Below are 24,952 nucleotides of genomic sequence, written 5' to 3' on the forward strand. Positions count from 1 at the left end.
CGATTCGCAGATGGACAAGATGATTATCCACGGCGGGCGGCCGTTGCGCGGAACGGTCGCGCTGGCCGGGAGCAAGAACGCCACGCTGCCGTGTCTTATCGCCGCGCTGCTCACCGACGAGCCGGTCGCGATCCACAACGTGCCGCGTCTGCGCGACGTGAGAACCGCGCTTGACCTGCTGGCGCGCCTGGGCGTCGAGTCGCGATGGACCGGCGAGCACGAGCTGGAAGTCTGCGCGCACGCGGTCGCCTCGCACGAGGCGCCCTACGAACTGGTCAAGACGATGCGCGCCTCGTTTCTGGTGCTGGGGCCGCTGCTGGCGCGCGTCGGCCGCGCGCGGGTCTCGACGCCGGGCGGATGCGCGATCGGGGCACGGCCGGTCAATCTGCATATCGCCGGCATCCGCACGCTTGGCGCGCGGATCCAGATGCGCCACGGCTACGTCGAGGCGCACGCCGAGAGCCTGCGCGGGGCGCGGGTGTGGCTTGATACGCCGTCAGTCGGTGCGACCGAGAACATCATGATGGCGGCGGTGCGCGCGCGCGGCCGCACGCTCATCGAAAACGCCGCGCGCGAGCCCGAAGTCCGCGACCTTGCGCGGATGCTGTCCGCGATGGGCGCGCAAATTAGCGGCGCGGGCACCCACGTCATCGAGATCGAAGGCGTCGAGCGCTTGCACGGCGCCGAACACACGGTGATCCGCGACCGCATCGAGGCCGGTTCACTGATGACGGCGGCGGCGATTACCGGTGGCGACCTCGTGATCCGCGACGCTCCGGTGGACGACCTCGAAGCGGTCGTCGCCAAGCTTCGCGAGGCCGGCGCGACGGTCGAGCCGGTGGAGGGCGGGCTGCGCGTGGCGCGCCCCGGCGCGCTGCGCCCGGTCGAGCTGCGCACGCTGCCCTACCCGGGCTTTCCCACCGATCTCCAGGCGCAGATGATGGCGCTGCTGACCCAGGCCGAGGGCACCTCAGTTATCACCGAAACCATCTTCGAGAACCGCTTCATGCACGCGCTCGAACTGATGCGGATGGGCGCGGATATCGTGATGAAGGGGCCGACCGCGGTGGTGCGCGGCCCAACGCGCCTGGGCGGGGCGCCGGTGATGGCGACCGACCTGCGCGCCAGCATGGGGCTTATCCTGGCCGGGCTCGCCGCCGACAATAGCACCGAGCTCAGCCGCGTGTACCATCTCGACCGCGGCTACGAGGCGCTCGACTTGAAGCTGCGCGCGCTGGGCGCGGCGATCGAGCGCGTGCCGGCCGAGGAAGCCGCGTGAAGATTCTAAGCGCGCGCGGCGCCGAGTTCCGCCGCTTCCTTGCCGCGCTGCTCGCGCGGCGGGGCGGCGGCGGGCGTGCCCTGGAGCGCGCGGTGGCGCGGATCGTAGCCGACGTCCGTCGCCGCGGCGATCGCGCGCTTCTTGAGCTGACAGCGAAATTCGACCGCGTGAAGCTTTCGCCCGCGCGCCTGCGCGTGCGCCCGGCCGAGCTCGAAGCGGCGCGCCGCGCGCTTGCGCCCGCCGAGCGCCGCGCGCTCGAACTCGCCGCCCGCCGTATCCGCGACTTTCATCGCCGCACCCTCGACGCTTCGTTCAGCTACCATGACGGGCTGGGGATGCGCCTCGGCCAGATCGTGCGGCCGCTCGAGCGCGTCGGCATCTACGTGCCTGGAGGGCAGGGTGCCTACCCCTCGACCGTGCTGATGAACGCGATAGCGGCGCGAGTCGCCGGCGTGCGCGAGGTCGTGATGGTGTCGCCGCCGTCGCCCGCGGGCGAATCGGCCGCGGTGCTCGCGGCTGCGGCGATTGCGGGCGTCGATGAGTTCTACCGGGTCGGTGGCGCGCAGGCGGTCGCCGCGCTGGCCTTCGGTACGCGCAGGATCCGCCCGGTGGACAAGATCGTCGGGCCGGGCAACGCCTGGGTGCAGGCGGCCAAGCGGATGGTGTTCGGCGTGGTCGACATCGACAAGGTCGCGGGACCGAGTGAGGTGTTGGTGATCGCCGACGCCACCGCACGGCCCGAATGGGTCGCCGCCGACCTTGCCGCGCAGGCTGAGCATGGCTCGGGCGACGAGGCGGCGATTCTGCTGACGCCCTCGCGCGCGACGGCCGAGCGGGTCGCCGCGGCGCTCGAGTGCGTGCTTGTGGATCTTCCGCGGGCGGCGGCGGTCAGACGCGTCTTTGCGCGGCGCGGCGCGCTGGTCGTGGTCGCAAGCCTCGCCGAAGCCTTCGAGATAGCCAACCGCATCGCACCCGAGCATCTGGAGCTTGACCTCCGGCACGCGCCGCGATGGCTTGGGCGGGTGCGCGCGGCGGGCGCCGTCTTCGTCGGCGGGCTCAGCCCGGCGCCGCTAGGCGATTACCTCGCGGGGCCGAATCACGTGCTGCCCACCGGCGGCGCCGCGCGCTTCGCCTCGCCGCTGGGCGCGTACGATTTTCTCGCCCGCACCAGTATAATCGAAGCCTCGCGGCGGGCGCTCGGCGAACTGGGACCGGCGGTCGCGCGGCTGGCGCGGATGGAGGGCTTCGAGGGGCATGCGCGTGCGGTCGAGCTGCGGCTTGAGCCGCGCGCGCCGACGCGGCAAGCTGGGCGGCGGCACTGAACGCAAGGAGGCTGATGGGGGTTAGCTCGTTCGCAACCAGGACGAACTGACGCGGTGGCGCGACGTACACAATGGAGACCAAAGCCAACAACCAGAAGACGGCGGCCAGGCGCCGGCGCCCATCGGCGGGCGCCAACGGCTCGACGGCCGGCGCGCCGCGCGCGGCGACCGTCGAGCGCAAGACGCGCGAGACCGAGATCCGCGCCGCGCTCCAGCTCGACGGCGCCGGCCGCAGCACAATTGCCACCGGCGTCCCGTTCCTTGACCATATGCTCGAGAGCTTCGCCCGCCACGGCTTCTTCGACCTCGAACTGCACGCGCGCGGCGATCTCCATATCGACGAACACCACACGGTCGAGGACGTCGGAATCGTGCTCGGGCGCGCCTTTCGCCAGGCGCTCGGCGACCGCGCCGGGATCCGCCGCTTCGGCGAAGCGATGGTGCCGCTGGACGAGGCGCTGTGCTCGGCGGTGGTCGACATCAGCGGGCGCAGCTTCCTCGCCTACAATGTGCCGATCGTGCAGGAGCGCGTGGGCAGCTTCCAGACCGAGCTGGTACACGACTTCATGAAGGCGTTGAGCGACGAGGTCGGGATGAACCTCCATCTCAACCTTGTCGGCGGGCGCAACCCGCACCACATCATCGAGGCGCTGTTCAAGGCGCTGGCACGCGCGATGGACCAGGCGACGGCGCGCGAGCCGCGCGTCGCAGGCGCGCTCTCCACCAAGGGCACGCTGTCGTTGTAGCTCACGCTTGTTCGAGAAGTTCACCGTCATTCCGGCGATCGACCTCAAGGACGGCGCCGTCGTGCGCCTGTGGCAGGGCAAGATGGACCGCGCGACCGTGTACGGCAGCGACCCGGCGGCGACTGCGCGCGGCTTCGCCGAAGCGGGAGCGGAGATAATCCACGTCGTCGATCTCGACGGCGCGGCGATCGGCGCGCCACGCAACCTCGCCGCGCTGCGCACGATTCGGACGGTGGCGGGATGCGCGCTCGACTTCAGCGGTGGTCTTCGCACGATCGAGTCGGTGCGCGAAGCGTTTGCCGCCGGCGCCGACTACGTCTCCATCGGCTCGGCCGCAATCCTCAATCGGCAATTGCTCGACGACGCCTGCCGCGAATTCCCGGCGCGCATCCTCGGCTCGCTCGACGTACGCGATGGGCGGTTGGCGATCCGCGGATGGCGCGAGACGAGCGCGCTCGGCGTCAACGAGGCGCTCGAACGTTTCCGCAGCGCGGGTGTCGCAGCAGTGATCCTGACCGACATTGCGCGCGACGGGACCGAGCGCGGCGTCGATGCCGAGATGTATGCGGGGGTCGGGCGCGCGGCGGGAATCCCCGTCATCGCCTCGGGCGGGGTTGCGCGACTCGAAGATATCGTTGAGTTGCGCCGGATGTTCGCGCATGGCGTAGCCGGCGTTATCACCGGGCGCGCGCTTTACGAGGGGCGGTTCGGACTCGCGCAGGCAATTGCAGCGGCGCAATAGCTGCGAACTGACTTGTCAGCGGCGTGCTGCCTTCGTGAAGGAGCCCAAAACTGACGCAAAATCGAGAGGTTACGCGATTGTGGTCCAATGGGATCGAGGGCGTCTCAAATGCGCTTGCCTCACCGCGTGCAAATGTACAGAATGAAAAAAGCAACGTTAGCTAAAGAGAGCGGAGCAGGGGGTGGTTGGTCTCCGCTCAGGTTCGCACGCCCTCAGGGAGAGGCGCGCGGAAGGGGTGTCACATGAACAGGCGCTCGCGCTGGTCCTGTGGTCAGATGATGGTCGTTCTGACGCTCGTGCTTCCCGTCCTGCTCGGCGCTGTAGGGCTGGGAGCGGACATCGGGATTCTTTACCTGAACTGGGCACAGATTCAAAAGGCAGCCGACGCGGCGGCGTTAGCAGCTGCGCAACACCTGACCGGCAGCACAGCGACCACCGACAATACGGCTGTGGAGAATGTCGGCCAGCAATACGCTCAGCTAAATGGAGTATCCGGCGCCGACACGATCAATGTTGCCCCCGCCGCCGATGAAAAGTCGGTCACGGTGACTGTGTCGCGTACGGTACCCTATTATTTTCTGAAGCTGGTCGGCGTTCAGTCGGGTTTGGTCACTGCGAGGGCGCTCGCCGGTATAGTTCCCAGTAGCGTTTCATGTGGGGTGATGCCGATCGGGCTTCCATGCGCGCAGACTAGTTACGGGCCGACACCCGGACAGGGTGACAATACTTGCGGTGGCGCGTACGACCTTTATCAGTCCATCGGGCTCGACTCCGATTGGACACTTTCGACGGGTGTGCCTGGCAACTGGGAATTGCTGCAGATTGGTGGACCCGGCGGCAAAACCATAGAACAGAACATTGCCAACCCTTCGACAGACGTTGGCGTGACACCGGGACAGTGGCTCAGCACCAAGCCCGGTGGAACGGTTGGCGACGTGGTTAATGGCATGAATGCTCGAATGGATGGGCAGAGCTTGCTGCCAGCGCCGCAGCAGGGGCAAAGCATACCTACACCTAGCCCGCAGATAATTCTGGTGCCATTGGTTGATTACACTCAAGCGACAAAGAACGGTCAGTCCACAGTACCTGTATTGGGCTTCGTTACGATGTGGGTGACCAACATCCGTCAGGGCGGCAATGGCCCGGTGTTAACGGCTACGGTAATTCCACCGGTCCCCGGTTGCGGGCTTGCCCCGACGCCAGGCCAGACTCCGAACAATGGTCTCTACCAAGCGATTCTATGCCCTGACTCTGGATGTCCCGTGTTTCCCAGCAGTGCTTGGCCGACCTGACGGGGCGGATTTAGGAGAGTCGTTGATCTGAGAGCTTGGAAGTTATGGCATTCGCCAAGCCATCGCGCGGCCAAGCAGCGGTCGAATTCGCTCTGGCATCCATCGTCGCGATGATCGTGCTTTTCATCGCGATCCAATTCGCGCTGATCGGCAGCTACGCGGTAGCCTTGGCTCAACTCAATTTCATGGCAGCGCGCTGGGTAACCGGCCCCAAGAACGAGGCTAAGGTTTGCACGCCCGACCTGGTGAACTTTATCACCACGAACGCCGGCGCATTTATGAGCCGGGTCATCTCTGCGGGAGGGGTGTCGTGCGCTGGAAGCGGCAGCCCCACGCCCGACGGCATCACGATCTCTATGTTGTGCGTGCCGCCATCCGGTGCTCCCCCGAACCCGCCGTCGGCCCCTGGGCCCTGTCCCGCGGCCGGCACTTCGCGCTTAGCCGGAACTGAAGTCAAGATCTCAATGACGATGGGCACGCGGAGCATCATCTTCCTGAGCAGGTCCACTCCGCCATCTTTTTTCGGGATTCCGTTTCCCAGTTCCCTGAACAGCGTCGAGGCTATGTCGACCGAGTAGGGGTCGGACGGATATTGGTGCTAGGGCGGCGCGAGTCGAAGGCTCGCGCCGTTTTTTTTTGCACGGCTTGCGGTCTTTTCTTCTAGCGGTGCCGTTTGCGGAAAATAAGAGATGAATGAAGCATGTATTGAACAAAATAGATGGTTATAACTCTCAATGTCAGCTTGACAGGCCAAGAGTTCGCGACTAAAAATCTATTAGCTTATAATAAGCTAAATTGACTGAATGTAACTGGGGCAGGGGAGTTATAAATGAAACCAAAATTGCGCCTCACCAAGGGGCAAATGGCGGTCGTCATCACGATTGCCATGCCCGTGCTCATCGGCGCCATGGGCTTGGGCATGGACATGGCCGTGCTCTACTACAATTGGGTCCAACTGCAGAAGGCGGCCGACGCCGCCGCGCTCGCCGGCGCCGAGCAACTCACGGGTGACCCCACCACCACCGACAACAGCGCCGTCACCGCCTGCGCGCAGCTCTACGCCTGTCAGGACGGCGTCAGCGTACAGACCCAGGGCACTTGCCCGGGCAACACCGAGGTCTGCGCCGGGGGCACCGCTGACCCGATGACGATAACGCCGGCGGCCGACGAACGCTCGGTGACCGTCACGGTCAGGCGAACGGTGCCGTACTTTTTCTTCAAGCTTATCGGGATCAATGACGCGGGCGTCGCCGTACGCGCGACGGCGGGTATTCTGCCCACCACGGGAGTGTGTGGCGCGGCGCCCTTCGGCCTGCCGTGCAAGCTCAACTGCAATGGCTCTGCCGGTTGCTATGGATCGGGCACTCCCGGGGCGGGGGACCATACTTGTGGCGGGGCCTATAATTTCGGGACCCAACTCCAGTTCAAGGCTTCGAATAACTGCGTCTTGAACGGCTGTGTAATTACCGGCGTTCCTGGCAACTGGGACCCGCTTGCTATCGGGGGCAGTGGCGCCTCGGTTTACCGCTCGAACATCGGCTACGGCGAGACGCAGACGATACGGCCGGGCGATACCTTGCCGACCGAAACCGGCAACATCGTCGGCCCCACCGCGCAGGGCTTCACCGATCGCGGCTTGAATCTGACCGCGACGCCGGTGAGCGTCCCGACCTCGTTTTCGGCCAACGACCATCACATCATCGTGGTGCCGCTGGTCGATTACACGCAGGCCAAGGGCGGCAAGAGCAACGTGCCCGTGGTGGACTTCGTGACGCTCTACGTGCAGGCGCTGAGCGGCAACAACAATACCATCGTCGCCACCGTGATCCCGCCGGTCGCCTGGTGCGGCGCGCCGGTCGGGACAACGCCGACAACTACGCTCGGGGCCCCGTTCAAAGCCATTCTGTGCCCGGACAGCGGATGCCCGACGCTGCCGGGCTCCGAGTGGCCGGCGACCTGAATTTCGAGGGCGGGTCAGGAGGAAAGGCGCGCGGCGTGGCTGCCGCGCGCCTTTTTGTTTGCGGCGAATCTAGGCGATCGGCCACTTACACGCGAACACTTAACTAAGATTGCGCAACCGCTCGCAATGACACGAGGTTGCGTGCGTGCTACGGCTGAGTTGCGTACGCGCCTATGTTACGGCTCGGATCACCGAGAAGAGTCATTGATTTTCTTCGAAAATGTTTCCGGCACATAACCTGCTATTGCTCCAATTAGACTGAATGAGCCGTAAATGACTCTCTCCACGTCCCAAGCCTCCTCTCGTCTCTCCCCTGTCCCAGCGCTGAGGACGGGCCGATTCCCCCACCCCCGTCGGCTCGTCTCGCCCGGCGGTGCCAAACTCACGTGGTTTGTGAGCTCACGCACCGCCGGGCAGCGCCCCTCCTGAGCCGCCGTTGCGCATGCGCAACGGGCGGAGCCCTTACGCCCTTGTTGGCCGCCTTGGTCAAAGGGCGTCGCAGTTGATTTATCGGCAATTTTCTTCGGTACGTTACGTGCTTGCCTACCTACCCCGTCGGAGACTGGAAAATAACGGAGGGGAGGGGCTGTGAGGAGGGCACGGCGCGACGGCTGGACGAAGCGGACAGTGGTGCTCACACTGGTGCTGGCCGCGCTGGTAGGGACAGTTGCGCTCGCCACTGACGTCGGCCTGCTCTATCTGCATTGGGCGCGGCTGCAAAGGGGCGTCGATTCAGCGGCGCTTGCGGGCGCCGGTTATCTGCCAGCGGATCCCGGGCGCGCCCGGCAGACCGCGATTGTTTACGCCGAAGCCAACGGTATCCGAGACTCGGAGCTGGCCGGCGCACCCGTGATCGCGCCTGACGGCTCGACCATCACCGTTACGGCCCGCATAGGCGGCGTTCGGGGGGTTTTGCGCGCTGTGGGCTTGTACGCCGGCAGTGCAGCGGCGTCGGCGACGGCCGAAGCCCCATACGCGCCGAGTGTCGTGGGCGACGGCAACGGCAGCCGCGGCAACCCCTCGCGCGCGTCTCAAAGCGCCTGCAGCGCGATTGGCCGGTGCGACCTGCTTCCAATCGCGCTCGACTACCGCACGCCCTTTAAACAGAATCAGGTCGTTGCGCTGGGCCATCAGGGCTCGCGTGCCGACGGATGGGACCTTCTGGGCATGGACGGCGCGGCGTCTAACGCGCGCGCGGGCGTCGCCAACGGTTACCCAGGTCCGCTCAGAATCGGCGACCAGCTACCTTCGGCGCCCGACGGCGTGGCTGACGATGCAATCCGTGGACTCCGCGTGCGAGTCGCCGCCGGTCAGCGGAGATTCCCCAAAGCGACTTATCTGAGCCACGACCCAATCGACCCCCGCGCCGTAATCGTGCCGATGGTCGAATGGGACAACACAACGCATCAAGCCCGGGTCAAGGCGTTCGCCGCGCTGTGGGTCGATGGGGTCGAAGGGGCCACGGTCGAGGCCCATTTCATCGATCAGGTCGCCCACGACAGTCCGCCCGACCCGAGTGCACCATTCCGCGGCGCCCGAGGCAGACCGATTCTAGTCCGCTAGCCCCGGTCTGTCCTCCCCGGCGGTGCCAGCTTGCGAACGCGCCAGCGCAACTGCACCGCCGGGTCGGCGCGTTTTGCGCAATTCGGTCAGCGCGGCCGCACACCGGGATTCGCGCAGTGTCGCGGCAGTCGTCCGGCGAAGACGTCGAACAGATTATCGACCGCGGTCTCGGCCATCTTGAGCCGCGTGGCATGGCTGGCGCTGCCGATGTGCGGAGTGATTATCACGTTCGGCATCCTGAGCAGCGGATCGTCGCGCCGGATCGGTTCCGGGTCGGTCACGTCGAGTGCGGCGGCGGCCAGCCGTCCGCTGCGCAGGGCGAGCGCGAGCGCGGCTTGATCGACGACCGGTCCGCGCGCGGTGTTGACGAGGATCGCGCCGTGCTTCATCGCAGACAGTTCGTGCGCGCCGATCATGTGACGTGTCGCGGAAGTCAGCGGGACATGGAGCGAAACAAAATCCGATTCGGCGAGCAGCCGCGCGAGCGGGACGGCTTTGGGCCGGAGCTTCTCGCCTGCGCGGGGGCGTCGCGTGCGTGAGGTGGCCGGCCGGCTCAACGATAAGCCGTCATCCACAGCCTCCCGATGATGCGGGCGGGGGACGTACAGCACGCGCATTCCGAAACCCGCCGCCCGCCGCGCCATCGCCTGTCCGATCGCGCCAAACCCGATGATCCCCAACGTCGCGCCATGAATGTCGCGCCCGAGCATCACCTTGGGCCCCCATGTGCGCCAGCGCCCGGCACGCACGTAACGGTCACCCTCGACGACCCGCCGCGCCGCCGCCATCAGCAGCGCAAAGGCGAGGTCGGCGGTGGTCTCGGTCAGGATGCCGGGGGTATGGCCGACCGGGATGCCGGCGCGAGTGGCTGCGGTGAGATCAATATTGTCCACGCCCACGGCGAAGTTGCTGATCGCGCGCAGGCGCGGCAGAGCCTCGATCGCGGCGGCGTCGAAGCGGTCGGTGACCATGCTGAGCACGGCGTCGGCCTGCCGGGCGCGGGCAAGCAGCTCGGCGCGCGGCGGCGGCATCTCGGCGTCCCACAGATCGACCCGCGCCGTCGCCGCCAGCCGTCGTAGCGCGGCTTCCGCGATCGGCCGGGTCACGAAGACGCGCGGAGTGTCGCCTCGCGAGCGCGGCGTCGAGCCGCGTCTGGGCATCGCCGGGTTTCGCTGCATAGGCCAAAGACGCGCGCTTCACGCTACATGGGCGCGGCGCTTCAATTCAAATCGTTGGGCGGCTTTGCTATACGCGATGCCTGTGGATACCAGCAAAGCCGATCGGCTGGTCGCAGAGATGGCTGCCGCCGGGCGCAGCGCACTCTCGGAAGTCGAGTCCAAGGAAGTCCTGGCGGCGCTCGGCGTGCCGGTTGCCGCCTCCGCAGTGGCGCGCAGCGCTGACGAGGCGGCCGAACTCGCCGCGCGCTGCGGCTTCCCCGCCGTGCTCAAGGTGCTGTCGCCCGACGCCGCCCACAAGAGCGAGGTCGCCGGTGTGGCGCTCGGGCTCCGATCGGCCGACGAGGTGAAGGCGGCGTTCGCGCGGATCCGGCAGAACCTCGCTGCCGCGCGTCCCGACGCGCGCTTCGACGGGGTCAGCGTGCAGGCGATGGCGCCGGCGGGAGTGGAGTTGATCGTCGGGGTAACGCGCGACGAGCGCTACGGGCCACTGGTTGTCGCAGGGCTGGGCGGCGTGTTCGTCGAGGTCCTGAAGGACACGGCGCTGAGGCTCGCGCCGGTCAGCGCGGCCGGCGCGCGCGCGATGCTCGACGAGCTGCGCGCCGCGGCGCTGCTCAGGGGCGCGCGCGGAGGCGCGCCGGTCGATCTGGGCGCGCTCGCGGAGCTGATCGCGAGCGTATCCGAGTTTGCCGCGCGGGCGGCTGAAGTACGCGAGATGGACCTCAATCCGGTCGCCGCCTATGCCGATGGTCTGCGCGTGCTCGACGCGCGCATCCTGCTCGACGCCGGCGCGGCAAAGCCCGCGGCGCCCGCCGATCCGCGCCACGCCCGCCGGGTCGAAAACCTGCGCCGCGCCTTCGACGCGCGCGCGGTGGCGGTGATCGGCGACAAGCGGGTCGGCGGCTACCTGTGGCTGCGCGCGATGGCGCGCTTCTCACGCAAGCTTTATTCGATCCAGATCGACCCTAGCGAAATTCCCGGGATCGAGGCGATGGGCGTCGCCAACTACAAGAGCTTGGCCGAGCTGCCTGAGCCGGTCGACTACGCCGTCAGCGCCGTGCCGCGCCAGGTCGCGCCGCGCATCCTCAGGGACTGTGTCGCCGCGGGCGTCGCCGGCATCGGCTTCTTCACCTCGGGCTTCTCCGAGACCGGCGAGGAGCTGGGCGTGAAGCTCGAGCGCGAGCTGCGCGCGACGGCCGCCGAGTCGGACATCGCGCTGGTCGGCCCCAACTGCATGGGCTTATATAACCCGGCGATCGGACTGTGCAATTTTCCCGACCAGGAGGTCGGCACCCAGGGCGACGTCTGCTTCATCTCGCAGAGCGGCACCCACTGCATAAATTTCTGCTCGCAGGCGCCCACCCGCGGCATCCGTATCAACAAGGCCGCCTCGATCGGCAACGTGCTGATGCTTGAGGCGGCGGACTTCATCGATCTGATGGCGGACGACCCGGCGACGCGCGCGCTCGGAATGTACATCGAGGGCGTGCGTGACGGACGGCGCTTCTTCGAGAGCCTGCGCCGCGCGGCCGCGCGCGTGCCGGTCGTGGTATGGAAGGGTGGGATGACCGAGGCCGGTGCGCGCGCGACCTTCTCGCATACCGGCTCGCTGGCGACGCCGGCGGCGGTATGGCGCGCGCTGGTCGAGCAGGGCGGGGCGGTGTCAGTCGCAAGCCTCGACGAGATGCTCGACGCGATGGAGCTGTTCGCACGCGGGCGGCGCGTTGCGGGCCGCAGGATGGGGCTGGTCGCAATGACCGGTGGTCAGTCGGTGGTAATCACCGACACCTTCGCCGCCGTCGGGCTCGAAGTGCCGGCGCTTTCGGAAGCGTCGTATGCCGAGCTTAAAGGATTCTTCAACACCATCGGCGGCAGCTACCGCAATCCGCTCGACGCCGGCGGCACGATCGGGATGGGGCACCATCAGGGCAACCTCGACCGCATCCTCGACATCCTCGATCGCGATCCCGTGATTGACGCGACCGTGCTCGAGATCGGCACCGGCCTGCGCGCGGCGCGCTGGGCCGCCCATGAAGACGAACTGACCGCGCTGCTCGACAAGCTGGCAGAGTTCAACGCGCGCTCGCGCAAGGCCTTCGCCGTAATCCTCCATCCGGCCCACGTCGCGACGATCGTGGTGCGAGCCAAGGAACTGGCGCGCTCACGCGGCCTGGTGGTGTTCGACAGCTTCGAGCGCGCCGCCGCCGCCTTCAGCGCTGCCGCCCACTACTGGGAGCGCCGCGCAAACGCCTGAGCGCGGCCGCTGCGGCGTCAGCGGTTGGGCGCGATCACGGCGAGCACGCCCGAGCCAGCGTCGCCGTCGAAGACCGCGAGCCGGTTGGCTTTGGGCGACCATCCGATGACGGCCGCACCGCGCAGCGGCCCGTGCGCGAGGACGAACGCTTTGCGGTCGAGCAGCGAGTAGCTGACGATTTCGCGCGCCGCTCCCTGCTGCGACGCCGTGTACATCTGCATCGCCACCTGCGCGAACGCCGGCGTGTAAGCCATCGTGCTCGCCATCAGCATCCGTGGCGTCGTCGGCAAGCCAAGCGACTCGATATGGACCTCGGGCTCGGTGGGCTCGAAGGTCGCCAACTGCGCGGTTACCACCCGGTTGGGCGCGGCCAGCGCCGACCTGAACGTCAGCTCGCGGTTGCCCAGGGCGACGATCGCGCCCGAGTTGAGATAGGCCGCAGCCCCCGAGGCGACGGCGATAAGTTCGCTGCGACCAGTGGCGAGGTCGTAGCGGAAGACGCCCGGACCAGTGAGGCTGGTCGCCGGCGCGGCGTAAAGAAAAGCCGCGCTGCCCGGCGCCCATCCCAGCACCCGCACCTGGCTTGCGATGCTGAGCGCGCGGCAGGCCTCGGTCTTGGTATCGAGGATCATCGGCGCAGCCTTCGAATCGCCCTCGCCGACGACGAAGCGCCGGTCGGGGCTGAAAGCCAGCGGCGAGAGCGCACAGTTGACCGCGACCCGCCTTGTTTTCACGGCGCCGGCGACGTCGATGTAGAAAAGACCGCCCGCGTTGGCCTGCGGCGGCGCGATGGGCGGCGGCGCCGGAGCTTCGGCCGCCAAGCCAACCGCCAGTTCGGTCCGCGCGACCCACTTCAGAGTTACTGCGTGGAAGGTGCCGTCGAAGGCTGCCACCGAGTTTTCGCCCGCAGTGCTCAGCAGGTAGCGCAGTACGATCTCGACCCGCCCCGGCTCGCCCTCGGCGACCGCCAGGGTCATACCGTCAGGGCTGACCGCGAGGCCAACGATCCGCCCGTTGCGTGCGCCTGGGCCGCCGTCGGCGGCTATGAGACGGACGCTCTTGTAGCCCTTGCCGCTGAAGCCGAGAACCTCGGTGCGGTCGTTGACCGAACCGACCAGGCCGATCTCGCTTCCGCCTTGCAGCCACAGCGGCGGCTCACCGGCGATCGGCATGAAGCCCGGCGGCGTCTTGACCAGGCCGCGCACGGTGATACCCGGCGTGATCTCCATCGTTGCCGTGTACTGCGGCGCGGTCGAAGCGGGCGTCTGGGTTTTGGATTTGCCGCCAAGGCCGAGCATCGAGCATCCTGCGAGGGCGCAGGCGAGCAGGTACGGGAGCGGGAAGGATCGGCGCATGGAAAAACGCTAGCTTTAGGGATGCACCCGCACACACATCAGGGGAGCGGATGATGAGGATAGCGATTCGTTTACTGCGGCGCGAGATCAGGGTCGCAATTACGGCCGGGGTGCTGGCGGCCCTTGGGGCGCTAGCGATCAGTCACGGCCTGCGCAGCGAGGGCGTGGCGCTGTGCGCGCTGGCGGCGGCGATGGCCGCCGGGTTTTACGTCTTCGTATGGCGGCCGGCGCGAATCCCGCGCGACGCGGTCCTGGTGTTCAAGCTTGCGGGCGCCTTGCACGAAGGGCCGCCGCGCTCACCGTTCGATCAGCTCCGCGGACGTGCCGCGGCGTCGTTGTTCGAGGTCCGCCAGGCGCTCGAAGCGGCCGCACGCGATCCGCGCTTGCGCGCGGTGATCGTGCGGATCGCGGGTTTGGAGGCCGGACTTGCCACCGCCGACGAACTGCACACGCTGCTACGCGCGCTCGGCCGCGCGGGCAAGCGCACGATCGCGCTGCTCGAGGGCGACAGCGTCGGCGTGCGTGAATACCTTGCTGCCTGCGGGGCGGGCGAGGTGATCGCCAATCCCAATGCGGTGCTGACGATGCTCGGGGCGGCGGCGGGCGGCGTGTTTCTGCGCGGCGCGCTCGACAAGCTTCAGATCGAGGCCCAGACCCTGCAATGGAAGGAGTACAAGGGGGCGGCCGAGGTGCTGACGCGCGATCGGATGTCCGCCGAGCTGCGCGAGAGCCTGGCCGCGATCGTCGCCGACTGGAAGGAGCTCCTCGTCTCCCGGATATCTGCGGCCCGCGCGCTCAATCCCGCGTGTGCCGCGCAGCTCGCCGGCGCCGGCTTCCTCAGCGTCCGCGCCGCGATCGGCGCCGGGCTTATCGACCGCGCCGACTATCTTGAAAGCCTGCGCACCGAGTTGGACCCCACCCGCAAGGAGCGGGTTTTCGTCGGACTCAACCGCTACCTGCGCCGCACGGCCTACCGGCGCCGCCCCGCCCGAGCGCGGCTGGCGCTGATTCACGGCGTCGGCCCGGTGATCGCCGGCGAAGCGCCGGCGGCGGGCGACTTCCTGAGCGCCGAGGCGGTCGTCGGCGAGTTCCGCCGCGCCGTGCGTGACAAAAGCGTGCGCGCGATCGTATTCCGGGTCAATTCGCCCGGCGGCTCCGCGCTTGGCTCGGACCTGGTGTGGCGCGCGCTGGGCGAGGCGCGCGAGCGCGGCAAACCGGTAGTGGTCTCGATGGGCGACGTTGCGGGCTCGGGTGGCTATTACGTCGCGATGGGCGCCGACCGGATCGTCGCCGGCGCAGGCACGGTCACCGGTTCGATCGGCGTCGTGTACGCGCGGTTCAACCTGGGACGCGCGCTCGCCGCGCTGGGGGTGACGGTCGAGTTCGTCAAGAGCGACGAGAGCGGCGACGCGCTGTCGATGGCGCGCGCGCTCAGTCCGGCCGAGCTGGCCCAGCTCGACGCGGCGATTGGCGAGCTCTACGCGAACTTCACGGCCAAGGTTGCCCAGGGACGCGGGCTCGATCCGGCGCGCGCCGAGGCGATGGCGCGCGGGCGGGTATGGAGCGGCACCGCCGCGCTGCGCGGCGGGCTCATCGACGAACTGGGCGGGCTCGACCGCGCGATCGAAATCGCGCGCGAGCGTGCGGGACTGAAGCCCGGCGAGGAGCACGACATCGCGCTGTACGCGCCGCGCGGGATCTGGGCCGGACTCCGGACGATGGCCACGCCGACCGGCGTTCCGTGGGGAACGGGTGTGCTGGCGCAGGCGCTCGGGATGCCGCAGCGGTGGACGCCGGCGATGCTGAGGCTGCTCGCGCGCGGCGGCGCGCTGCTGTTCTGTCCGCTCTTCTAGAGCGTTTGGCGGCCGTCAGCCGCCCCGTGTAAAGCGGTCCCAGGGATAGCCTTTGCGCGCGACCGGGGCGAGCGCGCCGTAGCTGGCCGAGGCGTCGGCGGCACGGCCGACGATTTCGGCCAATCGCGCAAGTCCTTTGCGCTCACCCCAGGCCTCGATGGCGGAAAGCATCTCAGCGAAAACCTGGGGACCGCGCGCGAGCACGGCGCTCGCGATCTCCACCGCGCGGGCCCCGCTCAGCAGCGCGCGGATCACGTCGTCGCCCGTGCGCACGCCGTTGGTTGCGATAAGCGGCACCCCGGCGGGCAGGGCCTTGTAGCACTTGCTTATCCAATAAAGCGTGAGCGGCAGCGCCCAGCGCCCGCCGATCGCGCCCGCCGAGCCGAGCAGCGGGCGGCAGGTGTCGATGTCAGGCAGGAAGCCCTGAAAGCGGCCCATCAGGACCAGCATGTCGGCGCCAGCGCGCAGCGCCTGCTCGGCGAGCGCGAGCGGGTCGGCGGTTTGCGCGCTAAGTTTGACGGTCAGCGCAACGGTGGTTGCCGCGCGCACCTGGCGGACATAGTCGTAAACGCTCTTGGCAGCAGTGACTTGGCGTATCGCAGCGCGCGCCGCCTCCCGTCCGTGCGGGGCGCTGAGATTAAGCTCGATCCAGCGCAAGCCCGCGGTCTCCATCGCGGCGGCGATTCGCGCGGCGGGCGCGGCATCGGCGACCGTGATGCTGCCCGCCACGAAGGCGTCGTGCGCGCGCGCTTCCTGATCCGCGCGCGCGACGATTTCGATCCACTGCTCGAGCGGCATCTGGACCAGGCCCGAGCGGCAGAAGAGCGAGGCGTCGGCGGGCGCGGCGTCCCACGGGGCAGGCCGCCACTTCGAGTCCAACAGCACGTATTCCGCGATATCGAGCTGGCGGGCAGCGGCCGGTGATTCGTTGACCGATTTGGCGATCACGGCGGAGGTTCCTGCCCGGAGCGCGGCACGGATCCCTTCGGCGCTCATCGTAAATTCTGAGGAGGCGCAGATAAGCGGGTTCTTGAGCCTGACGCGGCCCAAGTCGGTGGTCAGATCGATCATCGACAATCTCCTGGGGCTCAGCCGACGGGCGGGGCGGCAGTCAGTCGCTGAGATAGCCGGCTCCCTGTTGTGCAAATAGCCATGGGTGTCTGCAAACCCTGTACCTGTCGCATCTGATTTGTCAACTCGTGCTCTGGTGAAATAGCGTTCCTGTTGCGCGTCTTCCTTTCGCCGGTGCCACCGCTTGACATTGCGCCGGTGTCTGCCGTATACGAGCGGCAGAGCGTTCTTTGTGGGCAAAGTGTCTGCAAAAAGGAACGACACGAAGGCCTCCGCCCAGAGCCTTCAGGCCGCGGCGCGTATTCGCCCGCGCGGCACCGGACGCGGCTCGACTGTCGCGGTGGTCGAGCGGCTGGCGGCGATTTTCGGACTCTTTACCGGCGGCATGCCCGAGCTGCATCTGCGTCAAGTGGCGAGCGCGCTCGACCTCCAGCGCTCGACCGTCCATCGCTATTTGAACTCGCTCGTGCGTGCCGGCCTGCTGCGCCAGGTGCGCGTCAGCACCTACGGCCTCGGCCCCCTGCTTATCCAGCTTGGCGCGACTGCCGTGGGTGCGCTGCGCGTGGTCAATCTGGGCGAGGGCTACCTGAACCGGCTCTCCGAAGAGGCGGGCGAGACCGCCGTAATGAGCATCTGGGGCGGCCACGGGCCGGTGGTGGTGCGTTCGCGCGAGCCGCTGGGCAAGTTGGTGCAAATCCGGATCGCGGTCGGTTCGGCACTGCCGCTGGGCTCAGCGCAAGGGCAGATCTTCCTCGCGTGGCATCGCGACGCCAACGCCGTGCGCCGCCTGCTCGATCAGTTGCCGCCCGCCGCACGTGCTGAACTGATGCGCGAGGTCGAGACCGTGCGTCGGCGCAAGGTCGCGATCAGCGCGCACGTGGTCGAAGGTATCCGCACCGTCGCCGTGCCGGTCTTCGATCATGAGACGGTGGCGGCGACGCTCGCGTTCGTCGGCACCACGGCAGCGATCGCGGGCGATCCGAACTCCGGATTGGCCGCCGCGCTGCGCGAGGCCGCCGCGCAGCTATCGCATGAGCTCGGCCATGCCGGCGCTGAGGAACGTCCGGCAGCGGCGCCGCCCGCACAGGATAACGGCGGCGGCGCGACGGCGCCGGTCACGATGGGGCGGGCGTAAATGAACGACGCGCGGGAGGTCAATGCGTACGCGATTAGTCGGCTGCTCTACGACCTGCGGCGGCCGGAAAATCGCGAGGTGTGCCGCACTGATCCCCCGGGGTTCTACGCGCGTTACGCGGTGGGCGAGCGCGGGATGCGGCTTCTGGTCGAGCGCGACTGGCAGGGGCTGGTTGACGCCGGCGTCAGCATCTACCTGCTCACCAAGCTCGGCGCGACGCTCGGTGTGAGCCTCGTCGAGGTCGGCGCCGCCATGCGGGGGATGAACCAAGCGGAGTTCGAGCGCTTCCTCGCCGAACAGAGCCGGCGCAATCGCGCGCTCGCCATTCTGCCTGAAGGCTCCTAGGGAAGGCGGCGATGGCGACGATCGTTGCAGGCCTCGGATGCTCGCATGCGCCGTCGATTGCGCACGCCTACGACAGCGGCGCGGCGCGCGATGCGGGCTTCAAGCCGTTGTTCGAGGCGTTTGCGCGTGCAGCGCACTGGCTCGCCGATCGCCGCCCCGACGCACTGGTCGTGATCTACAATGACCACGTCGACAATTTCTTCTTCGACGCATGGCCGGCCTTTGCGATCGGCGTCGCCGAGCGCTACGAGATTGCCGACGAAGGATTCGGGCCGCGCCGCTTGCCGCCCGTGCCGGGCCACGCCGCCCTGGCGCGTCATCTGGCGGCGCGGCTGATCGCCGGCGGCTTCGACCTCGCCGCCGCGCATCGGATGGAGCTCGACCACGGCTTCCTGTCGCCGATGCCGCTCATCGACGAGGGCTGGCGCGTGCCGGTGGTGCCGATGACGATCAACGTGGTGCTCGAACCGCTGCCTACGCCCGCGCGCTGCTGGGCACTCGGCGCGGCGGTCGGCGCGGCGGTCGCGTCATATCCCGAGCCGCTGCGTGTCGCGGTGATCGGCACCGGGGGACTCTCGCATCAGCTCACCGGCGCGAACTTCGGCGCGGTCTTTCCGTATTGGGACCGCGAGTTTCTCGACCTCCTGGAGCGCGCGCCGCATAGCCTTGCGCACTACACGATGGCGGATTTCGCGCGGCTCGGCGGCGAGCATTCGGTCGAAGTCGTGCAGTGGCTGGCGATGCGCGCGGCGTTGCCGTCCGCGAGCACGATGGAGCTCAAGTACTACTATCCGTTCGGCCTCATGGGTTACGGCATCGCCGGCTTCCGTCCCGCCGCAGCCGACTAAGGGGGACGTCCCGATGACGGTCACAGACCGAGCGAAGCGCACTGGGAAATAGCGGCAGGAGGAGCGCGATGGGAATCCGCACGGGGAGGCAGTTCCTCGACTCCTTGCGCGACGAGCGCGAAATCTGGCTTGAAGGCGAGCGGGTCGCCGATGTCGTGGCGCATCCGCGGCTCGGCCCGGCAGCGCGCTCGCTCGCCGAGCTGTACGGCCTCCAGCATCGCGCCGACCTGCAAGAGCAGTTGACCTATCGTTCACCCGCGACCGGCGACCGCATCGGGCTCAGTTACATCGAGCCGGCCAACGCTGACGACCTCGTGCGCCGGCGCACGATGGTGAAGACATGGATGGACTGGTGCGGCGGGATGATGGGGCGCACGCCCGACTTCATGAACATCCACCTCACCGGATTCGGCTCCGCGCATGATTACTTTGCGCGCGCGGGCAAAGAGTTCGGGCGCAACATCCGCCGCTACTACGAATATCTGCGCGAGCACGACCTCTCCCTGACCCATACGCTGCTTAGCCCGACAGTGGACAAGTCAAAGCCGGTGCAGCATCAGCCGCCGGGCGTGGCGGCGGCGATCGTCAAGGAGACCGACAATGGGATCGTGATCAACGGCGCGCGGTCGGTCGCGACGCTGGCGCCGTTCGCCAACGAAATCGCGGTCTTCCCGTCCACCTATTTGCAGAATTCCGAGGAGGCGCGCCCGTACGCGTTCGCCTTCTGCATCCCGATGGCGACGCCGGGACTGCGCTTCATCTGCCGCCCGTCGCTGACCGAGCGCGGGGGTCGCCCGGGCGACCATCCGCTTTCCGCGCGGATGGACGAGATGGACTGCGTGGCGATCTTCGATCACGTGCTGGTGCCGTGGGAGCGCGTGTTCATCGCGCGCGACGTCGCACTCGCCAACGGACTGTTCGTCGAGACCGGATGCATGAACCAGATCATGCATCAGTTCGCGATCAAGAACCTGGCCAAGGCCGAGTTCATGCTCGGCGTCGCGCTCAACATGTGCGAGGTGGTCAACTCGCAGCGCGCCGAGAACGTGCAGAACCTGCTCGCCGAGATGATCAACACGGTCGAGCTGGTGCGCGCGGCGATCCGCGCCGCTGAAGCCGATCACGTACCCGGGCCCAACGGTACCGTGCTGCCCAATGCCGAGCCGCTTTGGACCGTGCGCCTGCTGTTCCCGCAGCTCTATCCGCGGCTGGTCGAGATCGTGCAAATCCTCGGTTCCAGCAACCTGGTGCTGATGCCATCGCTGACGGAACTGGATGGCGAACGCGCTTCCGATGTCGCGCTGTACTGCCAGGGCGTGGGCGTCGGCGCCGAGGAGCGCATCCGGCTGTTCCGTCTTGCCTGGGATGTCGCGTGCTCGTCGTTCGGCGGCCGCCAGGCGCTCTACGAGCGATTTTTCTCGGGCGACCCGTGGCGGCTTGCGATCGCGCGCTGCCAGAACTACGCGCTCAAGGATTCGCTCAAGCGGCGCGTGTGGGACTTTATCGCGCGCGCCGCGCGCGACGACGCCGGCCAAGCTTAACCGCCGCGGCAACGCCCGACGCGCGCTCCGACGCCTGCGCGGAGACCGCCGCGGCGGGGAAAGGACGCCCTATGGATTTCGGCCTGCTGATGATGCCGAGTGCGGCGCGCGCCGCCGAGGAAGCCCGCGTCGCGGAAGCCTGCGGCTTCAGCCATTGCTGGGCTGCTGATTCGGAGCTGATGGCGGCCGATCCGTACGTCGTGCTGGCGGCGGCGGCGCTGGCGACGAAGCGGATCGTGCTTGGCACCGGCGTCGCGGTCGCCGGCACGCGGATCGCGCCGGTTACCGCATGCGCGGTCGCGTCGGTGAATTCGCTCGCGCCCGGGCGCGTGGTGCTCGGGGTCGGCACCGGCAACAGCGCGCGGCGGGCGATGGGGCTCGCGCCGTACCGGGTGAGCGAGCTGCGCGAACACGTGCGCGTGGTGCGCGGCCTGCTCGGCGGCGGCGCGGTCGAGTATCACGAGGGCGCGGAGCGCCGCATGATTCGGCTCTTTCATCAGGATCTCCAGTTGATCAACTCGCGCGACCGCGTCCCGATTTACATCGCGGGCAACGCTCCTCGCGCAATCGAGCTGGCCGGCGAGGTGGGCGACGGCTTCATCACCTCACGCACCAATTCGGTCGCGGGATGGCGCGAGACGTGGGCGCGGGCGCGCGCCGGTGCCGAGCGGGCGGGGCGGCGACCGCAGGAGCTGTACACGGTGCTGCTCAGTACGGCGTGCCTGATGCGGCCGGGCGAGGCGTACGACTCGCCGCGGGTGCGCGCGGAGGCGGGGCCGTGGGCGATGGTCGCGCTGCACGCGCTATACGAGGGTGTGCAGCAGCCCGAAGCGGCTCCCGCGCCAATCCGCGCCGTGTTCGCGGCGTATAAGGAATACGCCGACCGCCGATTCGCCGATAATCCGCAGTATTACCTCGAATTGCATGACGGCCACGGCCTGTACGTCCAGCCGGAGGAGGAGCGTTTCGTGACGGCCGAGCTGATCCAGCACGCGACGATGAGCGGCACGCCGGAGGAGCTGCGCGAACGGCTGCACGCGCTCGAAGCCGAGGGCGTCCGCCAGGTCGCCTTTATCCCCACCGCGAGCGGCGCTGTTCCGTTCGCGCGCGAGTTCGCCGACCAGATAATCGCACGCTACTGATGACGGCGGGCCGCTGACGCGGCGCTCAGCGCTCGAGCTCCTCGCGGATCGAGTACAACTTCTGGCGGGCCTCCGAGATGTAGGCGTCGAGGTTGCGCCGGTGGTTGGCGAAAATCCCGTTGGGCGCGCCGTCGAGCACGATCAGCGGCTTGAGCGTCGCGGCCTTGCCCAACGGGTCGAGCGCCTCGTTGAAGAGCTGCGCGAGCACCGGCTTGGTGGTGAGCGACTGATGGTACTCGCGCTCGACCGCCGGGATCATGCAGTACATCACGTGCGCGTAGCCCTGCGCGTGGTAGAAATAGTCGTCAACATTCCACGGGCGCACCCGGCCGCCGTCGTCGCGGCGCGTGCGATAAAGGTTGGCGTGCGCGTCGCCAAGCAGGTCGCCCCATACCTGGATCAGCCGAATCAGTTCGACGTTGCGCTGGTTGAGCTCGCGCGAGGTTTCCGGATTGGCATGCAGCCCAGCGATGTACATCCTCAGGTGGCGCACCCCGTCGCGGTACTTTGACTCGGCCGAGGGCAGGATCCAGCGCGTCGCATCGTTGCGGAAATCGGTCTCGGCGATGACCAGGTTGGGATCGTACTCGTTGGAGGAAACCTTAGTCAGATGGTCGCGGAACACTCGCGTCGTCTCGCGCACCGCCATGATGATGCCGAGCTGGCGGTTGGCGTTGTTGTCGGCCATCGCGCGCGGCCCCCACAGGAAAAAATCGTTGGGACGCCATCCGAAGCCATCGTTGAGCTCATGCTCCACTATTGCGGCGAGCGTCGCCGCGTAGATCTCGCCCGGCACAAACGCCTTGCCCGGCGGGAAAGCCTGGCTGACGGAATAATCGAGATGATCGTGGCGTTTCTGGCCGAAATGCAGCCCGAGATTGATCAGAATCAACGTCGCGACCACGACCGCCGCGGCGATTCCCAGCTTGCGCACCGACATCGGTCAATTCTCCGCCATCGCGAGCCGCCGGCCAAGCTCGGCGTGTCGGCTATCAGCGGCGCGTGCGGCGCTCAAAACACATGGCGGACGCGCTCGAACAGCGAGGGGCGCGGCGCTATCGCCGCCGGCGCAACCAGCGGCGCGCTCGCCAGCACCTTGCCGCCGCCGACCGCCTGCCCCATGCCGATCTGAACCCCGGCGTGCACCGGCGCCGCGAGCGCGGTCGGAAGCTCAAATTGCACCTTGACGGGATCGTCATCCCCGCGCTTGCGCAGCACGCTCAAATCCCGGCCCCACACCGGCGTCAAGCTCGCAACCGTGCCTCCGTTGACGGCGACCGTCTGCGTGATCGGCGCGCCGCGCCTGCCGACCGTGCGCATTTCGTAGTTGGCGAAGCCCCGCGCGAGCAGCTCAGAGGCGGCTTTGAAGTTCTCACCTTTGCGCGGCGAGCCCAGCACCACCGCGATAAGCCGCATGCCGTCGCGGCGGGCGGTGGCGACTACGTTGAAGCCGGCCTTATAGTAAAAGCCCGTCTTCAGCCCGTCGCATCCGGGGAACGTGCGCACCAGATGATTGGTGTTGCGCAGCTCGAAACTGCCGTTGCGAAAGGGCGTGCTGTCGGTCCCCGCCCATTTGAGGACCTGCGGATAGCGGACGAGCGCACCCGCCAGGATCGCCTCGTCCCACGCGCTCGACGTGTCGGGTTGCTCGCCGGGCCCGGGCGGCAGGCCGTGCACCGAGTAGTAGTGCGTTTCCTTCATCCCCAGCTTCTCCGCCTGCCGGTTCATCATCGCGACGAAGCCATCGGTCGAACCACCGACGTACTCGGCGACCGCGACCGACGCGTCGTTGGCCGAGTGCACCATGATCGCCTTCATCATGTCATCGAGCGAGAAGGTCTCGCCCTCTTTGAGGTAGACCTGGGAGCCGCCCATCTTCGCCGCCTTGGCCGAGGTCGTGACCCGGTCGGAGAGCTTGAGGCTGCCGTCGGCAAGTTTTTGCGCCACGATGTAGGCGATCATCATCTTGGCCAGCGAGGCGGTCGGCCACGGCTGATGCGTGTCCTTCTCGAACATCACGGTGCCGGTCTCGGGCTCGATGAGGAGGGCCTCGGCGTAGGTCTGGTCGCCGGCGGCGCTGCGGGATGCGACGGGTACGTTGGCATGAATACGGCGACGGCGTGCGAACGCCGTGTCGGGCGTCAGCAGAGCGGCGCCCGCGACGACGGCGAGTATCAGCGCGAGCGCGGCGCGCGGCGCGGGCATGAACGAAACGGCCGCCAAAGCGGGCGACATCCTCATGGCACTACCTCCTCAACCACCCGGCGCGCGTTGTACCGCGCGGGCCCCGGCTAAAAGCGATCCGCAGTCCAATATAGCGCGTTTGGCGCTTCAAGCAGCGAAAAAAAATTCGCCTCGACCTCGGTAGGCGAACAGTTCAACCGCTCCGCCAGCCGCGCAGGCGCGATCACCCGCCACATGTAGAAGTTGTCCGGATGATGCATCAGGAAAGCACCCGCCGCGCTGAGCCGCCCCTCCAAGTCGGGATCATGCGCTCCATGGGTGACGATCAGTGCCGTACCTGGCGCCGCGGCGGGGCTGCGCAGGATTGCGGCGCCGTCGGCTTGCGCAGGGGATGAGCCGAGACCAGCGGCCGCGTGCCCAAGATGCGCGAACAGCGCGACCATCGCACCGGCCGCATCAGACCCATAGCCGTACTCCATCACCATCGGGAAGCCGTGAAACATCATCGCGCGGGCGTAGGCGGCGATTGCACGGTCGTGCGGCCGGCGCGCGACAACGAAATACTCACCAGGATTCCCCGCATAGCGCAGGTTGCCGCGCCATCCGCGTTCATCGCGGACGACGGTCGTTTCGAAACGGCCGCTGTACGCACGGTGGAGCGCGGCGACCTCGGGGAGGTCGCGCGTTTCGTCAAAGCGCGCAAGATCGAACTCACCATCCGGGACAATCGCCTGCGCGTCGGCGACCGCGGTGAACTGCCGAGTCGCCGCGCGCCAACCGAAGCGCGCATAGAAGTCCAGCCGTTCGGCGAACAGCAGCGAAAGCTCGAAGCCCTCGCGCCCCATCGTCGCCACCGCTAGCCGCATCAGCGCCGACGCCAACCCGCGTCCGCGCCAGCTCTCAAGGGTGTAGACCGAACCGATCCCGCCCATCGGAACCGGCGCACCGCGCAGGTTGATCGAGCGGTCGAAAATCTGGACGGTGGCAACGATCCGACCAGCATCGCAGGCAACCAGGCACAGGTCGTCGCGAAAACCGGGGTCGTGGCGATTGTAGCGGGCAAAAAAATCGCGGTCGCCGTACCACAGGGCGAGCAGGTCGAGGACTTCGTCGCGCTCGCCGCGGCGCGCCGCGCGCAGTTCCAT

The 24,952-nt window shown here is 67.8% G+C and carries 21 protein-coding genes; 15 read left to right on the forward strand and 6 right to left on the reverse strand.

Annotated features, from left to right (window positions below):
- Window positions 1-10: 10 nt before the first annotated feature.
- The 8 genes from murA to VFB33_15055 all read left to right on the forward strand — a co-directional run bounded on the left by murA (window position 11) and on the right by VFB33_15055 (window position 8,904).
- Entirely contained in the window at window positions 11-1,279 is a 1,269-nt protein-coding gene (gene murA, locus VFB33_15020) for a UDP-N-acetylglucosamine 1-carboxyvinyltransferase (GenBank protein ID HZO83005.1), read from the forward strand.
- On the forward strand, window positions 1,276-2,601 hold the full coding sequence (gene hisD / locus VFB33_15025) for a histidinol dehydrogenase (GenBank protein ID HZO83006.1): 1,326 nt from the start codon (window positions 1,276-1,278) through the stop codon (window positions 2,599-2,601). The genes murA and hisD overlap by 4 nt, the downstream gene beginning before the upstream one ends.
- Window positions 2,602-2,672: 71 nt before the next feature.
- Window positions 2,673-3,347, forward strand: a complete 675-nt coding sequence (hisB, locus tag VFB33_15030) for an imidazoleglycerol-phosphate dehydratase HisB (protein ID HZO83007.1) — start codon at window positions 2,673-2,675, stop codon at window positions 3,345-3,347.
- Between the two features lie 7 nt (window positions 3,348-3,354).
- On the forward strand, window positions 3,355-4,089 hold the full coding sequence (locus VFB33_15035; protein ID HZO83008.1) for a HisA/HisF-related TIM barrel protein: 735 nt from the start codon (window positions 3,355-3,357) through the stop codon (window positions 4,087-4,089).
- Window positions 4,090-4,331: 242 nt separating this feature from the next.
- On the forward strand, window positions 4,332-5,381 hold the full coding sequence (locus VFB33_15040) for a pilus assembly protein TadG-related protein (protein ID HZO83009.1): 1,050 nt from the start codon (window positions 4,332-4,334) through the stop codon (window positions 5,379-5,381).
- A 44-nt stretch (window positions 5,382-5,425) separates the two neighbouring features.
- Window positions 5,426-5,959, forward strand: a complete 534-nt coding sequence (locus tag VFB33_15045) for a hypothetical protein (GenBank protein HZO83010.1) — start codon at window positions 5,426-5,428, stop codon at window positions 5,957-5,959.
- 251 nt (window positions 5,960-6,210) lie between these two features.
- Complete coding sequence (locus VFB33_15050; GenBank protein HZO83011.1) at window positions 6,211-7,341, forward strand: pilus assembly protein TadG-related protein; 1,131 nt, start codon at window positions 6,211-6,213, stop codon at window positions 7,339-7,341.
- Window positions 7,342-7,929: 588 nt separating this feature from the next.
- Window positions 7,930-8,904 (forward strand): Tad domain-containing protein, encoded by a 975-nt coding sequence (locus tag VFB33_15055; protein ID HZO83012.1) that lies wholly within the window; start codon window positions 7,930-7,932, stop codon window positions 8,902-8,904.
- A gap of 86 nt (window positions 8,905-8,990) precedes the next feature.
- Here VFB33_15055 and VFB33_15060 read toward each other — a convergent pair whose 3' ends face one another.
- Window positions 8,991-10,064: a D-glycerate dehydrogenase gene (locus VFB33_15060; protein ID HZO83013.1), complete on the reverse strand. Its 1,074-nt coding sequence runs from the start codon at window positions 10,062-10,064 to the stop codon at window positions 8,991-8,993.
- A gap of 100 nt (window positions 10,065-10,164) precedes the next feature.
- Here VFB33_15060 and VFB33_15065 point away from each other — a divergent pair, with 100 nt between their 5' ends.
- Window positions 10,165-12,333 (forward strand): acetate--CoA ligase family protein, encoded by a 2,169-nt coding sequence (locus VFB33_15065; GenBank protein HZO83014.1) that lies wholly within the window; start codon window positions 10,165-10,167, stop codon window positions 12,331-12,333.
- A 17-nt stretch (window positions 12,334-12,350) separates the two neighbouring features.
- Here the strand turns inward: VFB33_15065 and VFB33_15070 are convergent, their stop codons facing one another.
- Complete coding sequence (locus VFB33_15070) at window positions 12,351-13,688, reverse strand: hypothetical protein (protein HZO83015.1); 1,338 nt, start codon at window positions 13,686-13,688, stop codon at window positions 12,351-12,353.
- Window positions 13,689-13,741: 53 nt separating this feature from the next.
- On the opposite strand from VFB33_15070, the gene sppA reads away from it, so the two are divergent.
- Window positions 13,742-15,541, forward strand: a complete 1,800-nt coding sequence (gene sppA, locus VFB33_15075) for a signal peptide peptidase SppA (GenBank protein HZO83016.1) — start codon at window positions 13,742-13,744, stop codon at window positions 15,539-15,541.
- 15 nt (window positions 15,542-15,556) lie between these two features.
- On the opposite strand, the gene VFB33_15080 is transcribed toward sppA, so the two are convergent.
- Window positions 15,557-16,612: a tRNA-dihydrouridine synthase gene (locus VFB33_15080; protein ID HZO83017.1), complete on the reverse strand. Its 1,056-nt coding sequence runs from the start codon at window positions 16,610-16,612 to the stop codon at window positions 15,557-15,559.
- 241 nt (window positions 16,613-16,853) lie between these two features.
- On the opposite strand from VFB33_15080, the gene VFB33_15085 reads away from it, so the two are divergent.
- The 5 genes from VFB33_15085 to VFB33_15105 all read left to right on the forward strand — a co-directional run bounded on the left by VFB33_15085 (window position 16,854) and on the right by VFB33_15105 (window position 21,623).
- Window positions 16,854-17,747, forward strand: a complete 894-nt coding sequence (locus tag VFB33_15085) for a helix-turn-helix domain-containing protein (protein ID HZO83018.1) — start codon at window positions 16,854-16,856, stop codon at window positions 17,745-17,747.
- Entirely contained in the window at window positions 17,748-18,092 is a 345-nt protein-coding gene (locus VFB33_15090) for a hypothetical protein (protein ID HZO83019.1), read from the forward strand.
- An 11-nt stretch (window positions 18,093-18,103) separates the two neighbouring features.
- The gene (locus VFB33_15095; GenBank protein ID HZO83020.1) at window positions 18,104-18,940 is read left to right on the forward strand and encodes a class III extradiol dioxygenase family protein; all 837 of its coding nucleotides are present in this window, start codon (window positions 18,104-18,106) and stop codon (window positions 18,938-18,940) included.
- A 68-nt stretch (window positions 18,941-19,008) separates the two neighbouring features.
- A complete protein-coding gene (gene hpaB, locus VFB33_15100) occupies window positions 19,009-20,481 on the forward strand; it encodes a 4-hydroxyphenylacetate 3-monooxygenase, oxygenase component (protein HZO83021.1) in 1,473 nt (490 codons plus the stop codon).
- Window positions 20,482-20,552: 71 nt separating this feature from the next.
- Window positions 20,553-21,623 (forward strand): LLM class flavin-dependent oxidoreductase, encoded by a 1,071-nt coding sequence (locus tag VFB33_15105; GenBank protein HZO83022.1) that lies wholly within the window; start codon window positions 20,553-20,555, stop codon window positions 21,621-21,623.
- 25 nt (window positions 21,624-21,648) lie between these two features.
- On the opposite strand, the gene VFB33_15110 is transcribed toward VFB33_15105, so the two are convergent.
- The 3 genes from VFB33_15110 to VFB33_15120 all read right to left on the reverse strand — a co-directional run bounded on the left by VFB33_15110 (window position 21,649) and on the right by VFB33_15120 (window position 24,952).
- Window positions 21,649-22,563, reverse strand: a complete 915-nt coding sequence (locus VFB33_15110; protein ID HZO83023.1) for a DUF2333 family protein — start codon at window positions 22,561-22,563, stop codon at window positions 21,649-21,651.
- Between the two features lie 71 nt (window positions 22,564-22,634).
- Window positions 22,635-23,846 carry a D-alanyl-D-alanine carboxypeptidase family protein gene (locus tag VFB33_15115; protein HZO83024.1) on the reverse strand — a complete coding sequence of 404 codons (1,212 nt, stop codon included), beginning with the start codon at window positions 23,844-23,846 and terminating at the stop codon, window positions 22,635-22,637.
- A 68-nt stretch (window positions 23,847-23,914) separates the two neighbouring features.
- The gene (locus VFB33_15120) at window positions 23,915-24,952 is read right to left on the reverse strand and encodes a GNAT family N-acetyltransferase (protein ID HZO83025.1); all 1,038 of its coding nucleotides are present in this window, start codon (window positions 24,950-24,952) and stop codon (window positions 23,915-23,917) included.

Source organism: Candidatus Binataceae bacterium (genome assembly GCA_035650475.1).
In the GTDB taxonomy this organism is placed as follows: Bacteria; Desulfobacterota; Binatia; order Binatales; family Binataceae; genus JAKAVN01.

Excerpts from the sequence above, each read along its gene's own strand:
- murA (HZO83005.1), top strand. The coding sequence starts at position 11 with ATGGACAAGATGATTATCCACGGCGGGCGGCCGTTGCGCGGAACGGTC.
- hisB (HZO83007.1), top strand. The coding sequence starts at position 2,673 with ATGGAGACCAAAGCCAACAACCAGAAGACGGCGGCCAGGCGCCGGCGC.
- VFB33_15040 (HZO83009.1), top strand. The coding sequence starts at position 4,332 with ATGAACAGGCGCTCGCGCTGGTCCTGTGGTCAGATGATGGTCGTTCTG.
- VFB33_15045 (HZO83010.1), top strand. The coding sequence starts at position 5,426 with ATGGCATTCGCCAAGCCATCGCGCGGCCAAGCAGCGGTCGAATTCGCT.
- VFB33_15050 (HZO83011.1), top strand. The coding sequence starts at position 6,211 with ATGAAACCAAAATTGCGCCTCACCAAGGGGCAAATGGCGGTCGTCATC.
- VFB33_15060 (HZO83013.1), bottom strand. The coding sequence starts at position 10,064 with ATGCCCAGACGCGGCTCGACGCCGCGCTCGCGAGGCGACACTCCGCGC.
- VFB33_15070 (HZO83015.1), bottom strand. The coding sequence starts at position 13,688 with ATGCGCCGATCCTTCCCGCTCCCGTACCTGCTCGCCTGCGCCCTCGCA.
- sppA (HZO83016.1), top strand. The coding sequence starts at position 13,742 with ATGAGGATAGCGATTCGTTTACTGCGGCGCGAGATCAGGGTCGCAATT.
- VFB33_15080 (HZO83017.1), bottom strand. The coding sequence starts at position 16,612 with ATGATCGATCTGACCACCGACTTGGGCCGCGTCAGGCTCAAGAACCCG.
- VFB33_15090 (HZO83019.1), top strand. The coding sequence starts at position 17,748 with ATGAACGACGCGCGGGAGGTCAATGCGTACGCGATTAGTCGGCTGCTC.
- VFB33_15095 (HZO83020.1), top strand. The coding sequence starts at position 18,104 with ATGGCGACGATCGTTGCAGGCCTCGGATGCTCGCATGCGCCGTCGATT.
- hpaB (HZO83021.1), top strand. The coding sequence starts at position 19,009 with ATGGGAATCCGCACGGGGAGGCAGTTCCTCGACTCCTTGCGCGACGAG.
- VFB33_15105 (HZO83022.1), top strand. The coding sequence starts at position 20,553 with ATGGATTTCGGCCTGCTGATGATGCCGAGTGCGGCGCGCGCCGCCGAG.
- VFB33_15110 (HZO83023.1), bottom strand. The coding sequence starts at position 22,563 with ATGTCGGTGCGCAAGCTGGGAATCGCCGCGGCGGTCGTGGTCGCGACG.
- VFB33_15120 (HZO83025.1), bottom strand. The coding sequence starts at position 24,952 with ATGGAACTGCGCGCGGCGCGCCGCGGCGAGCGCGACGAAGTCCTCGAC.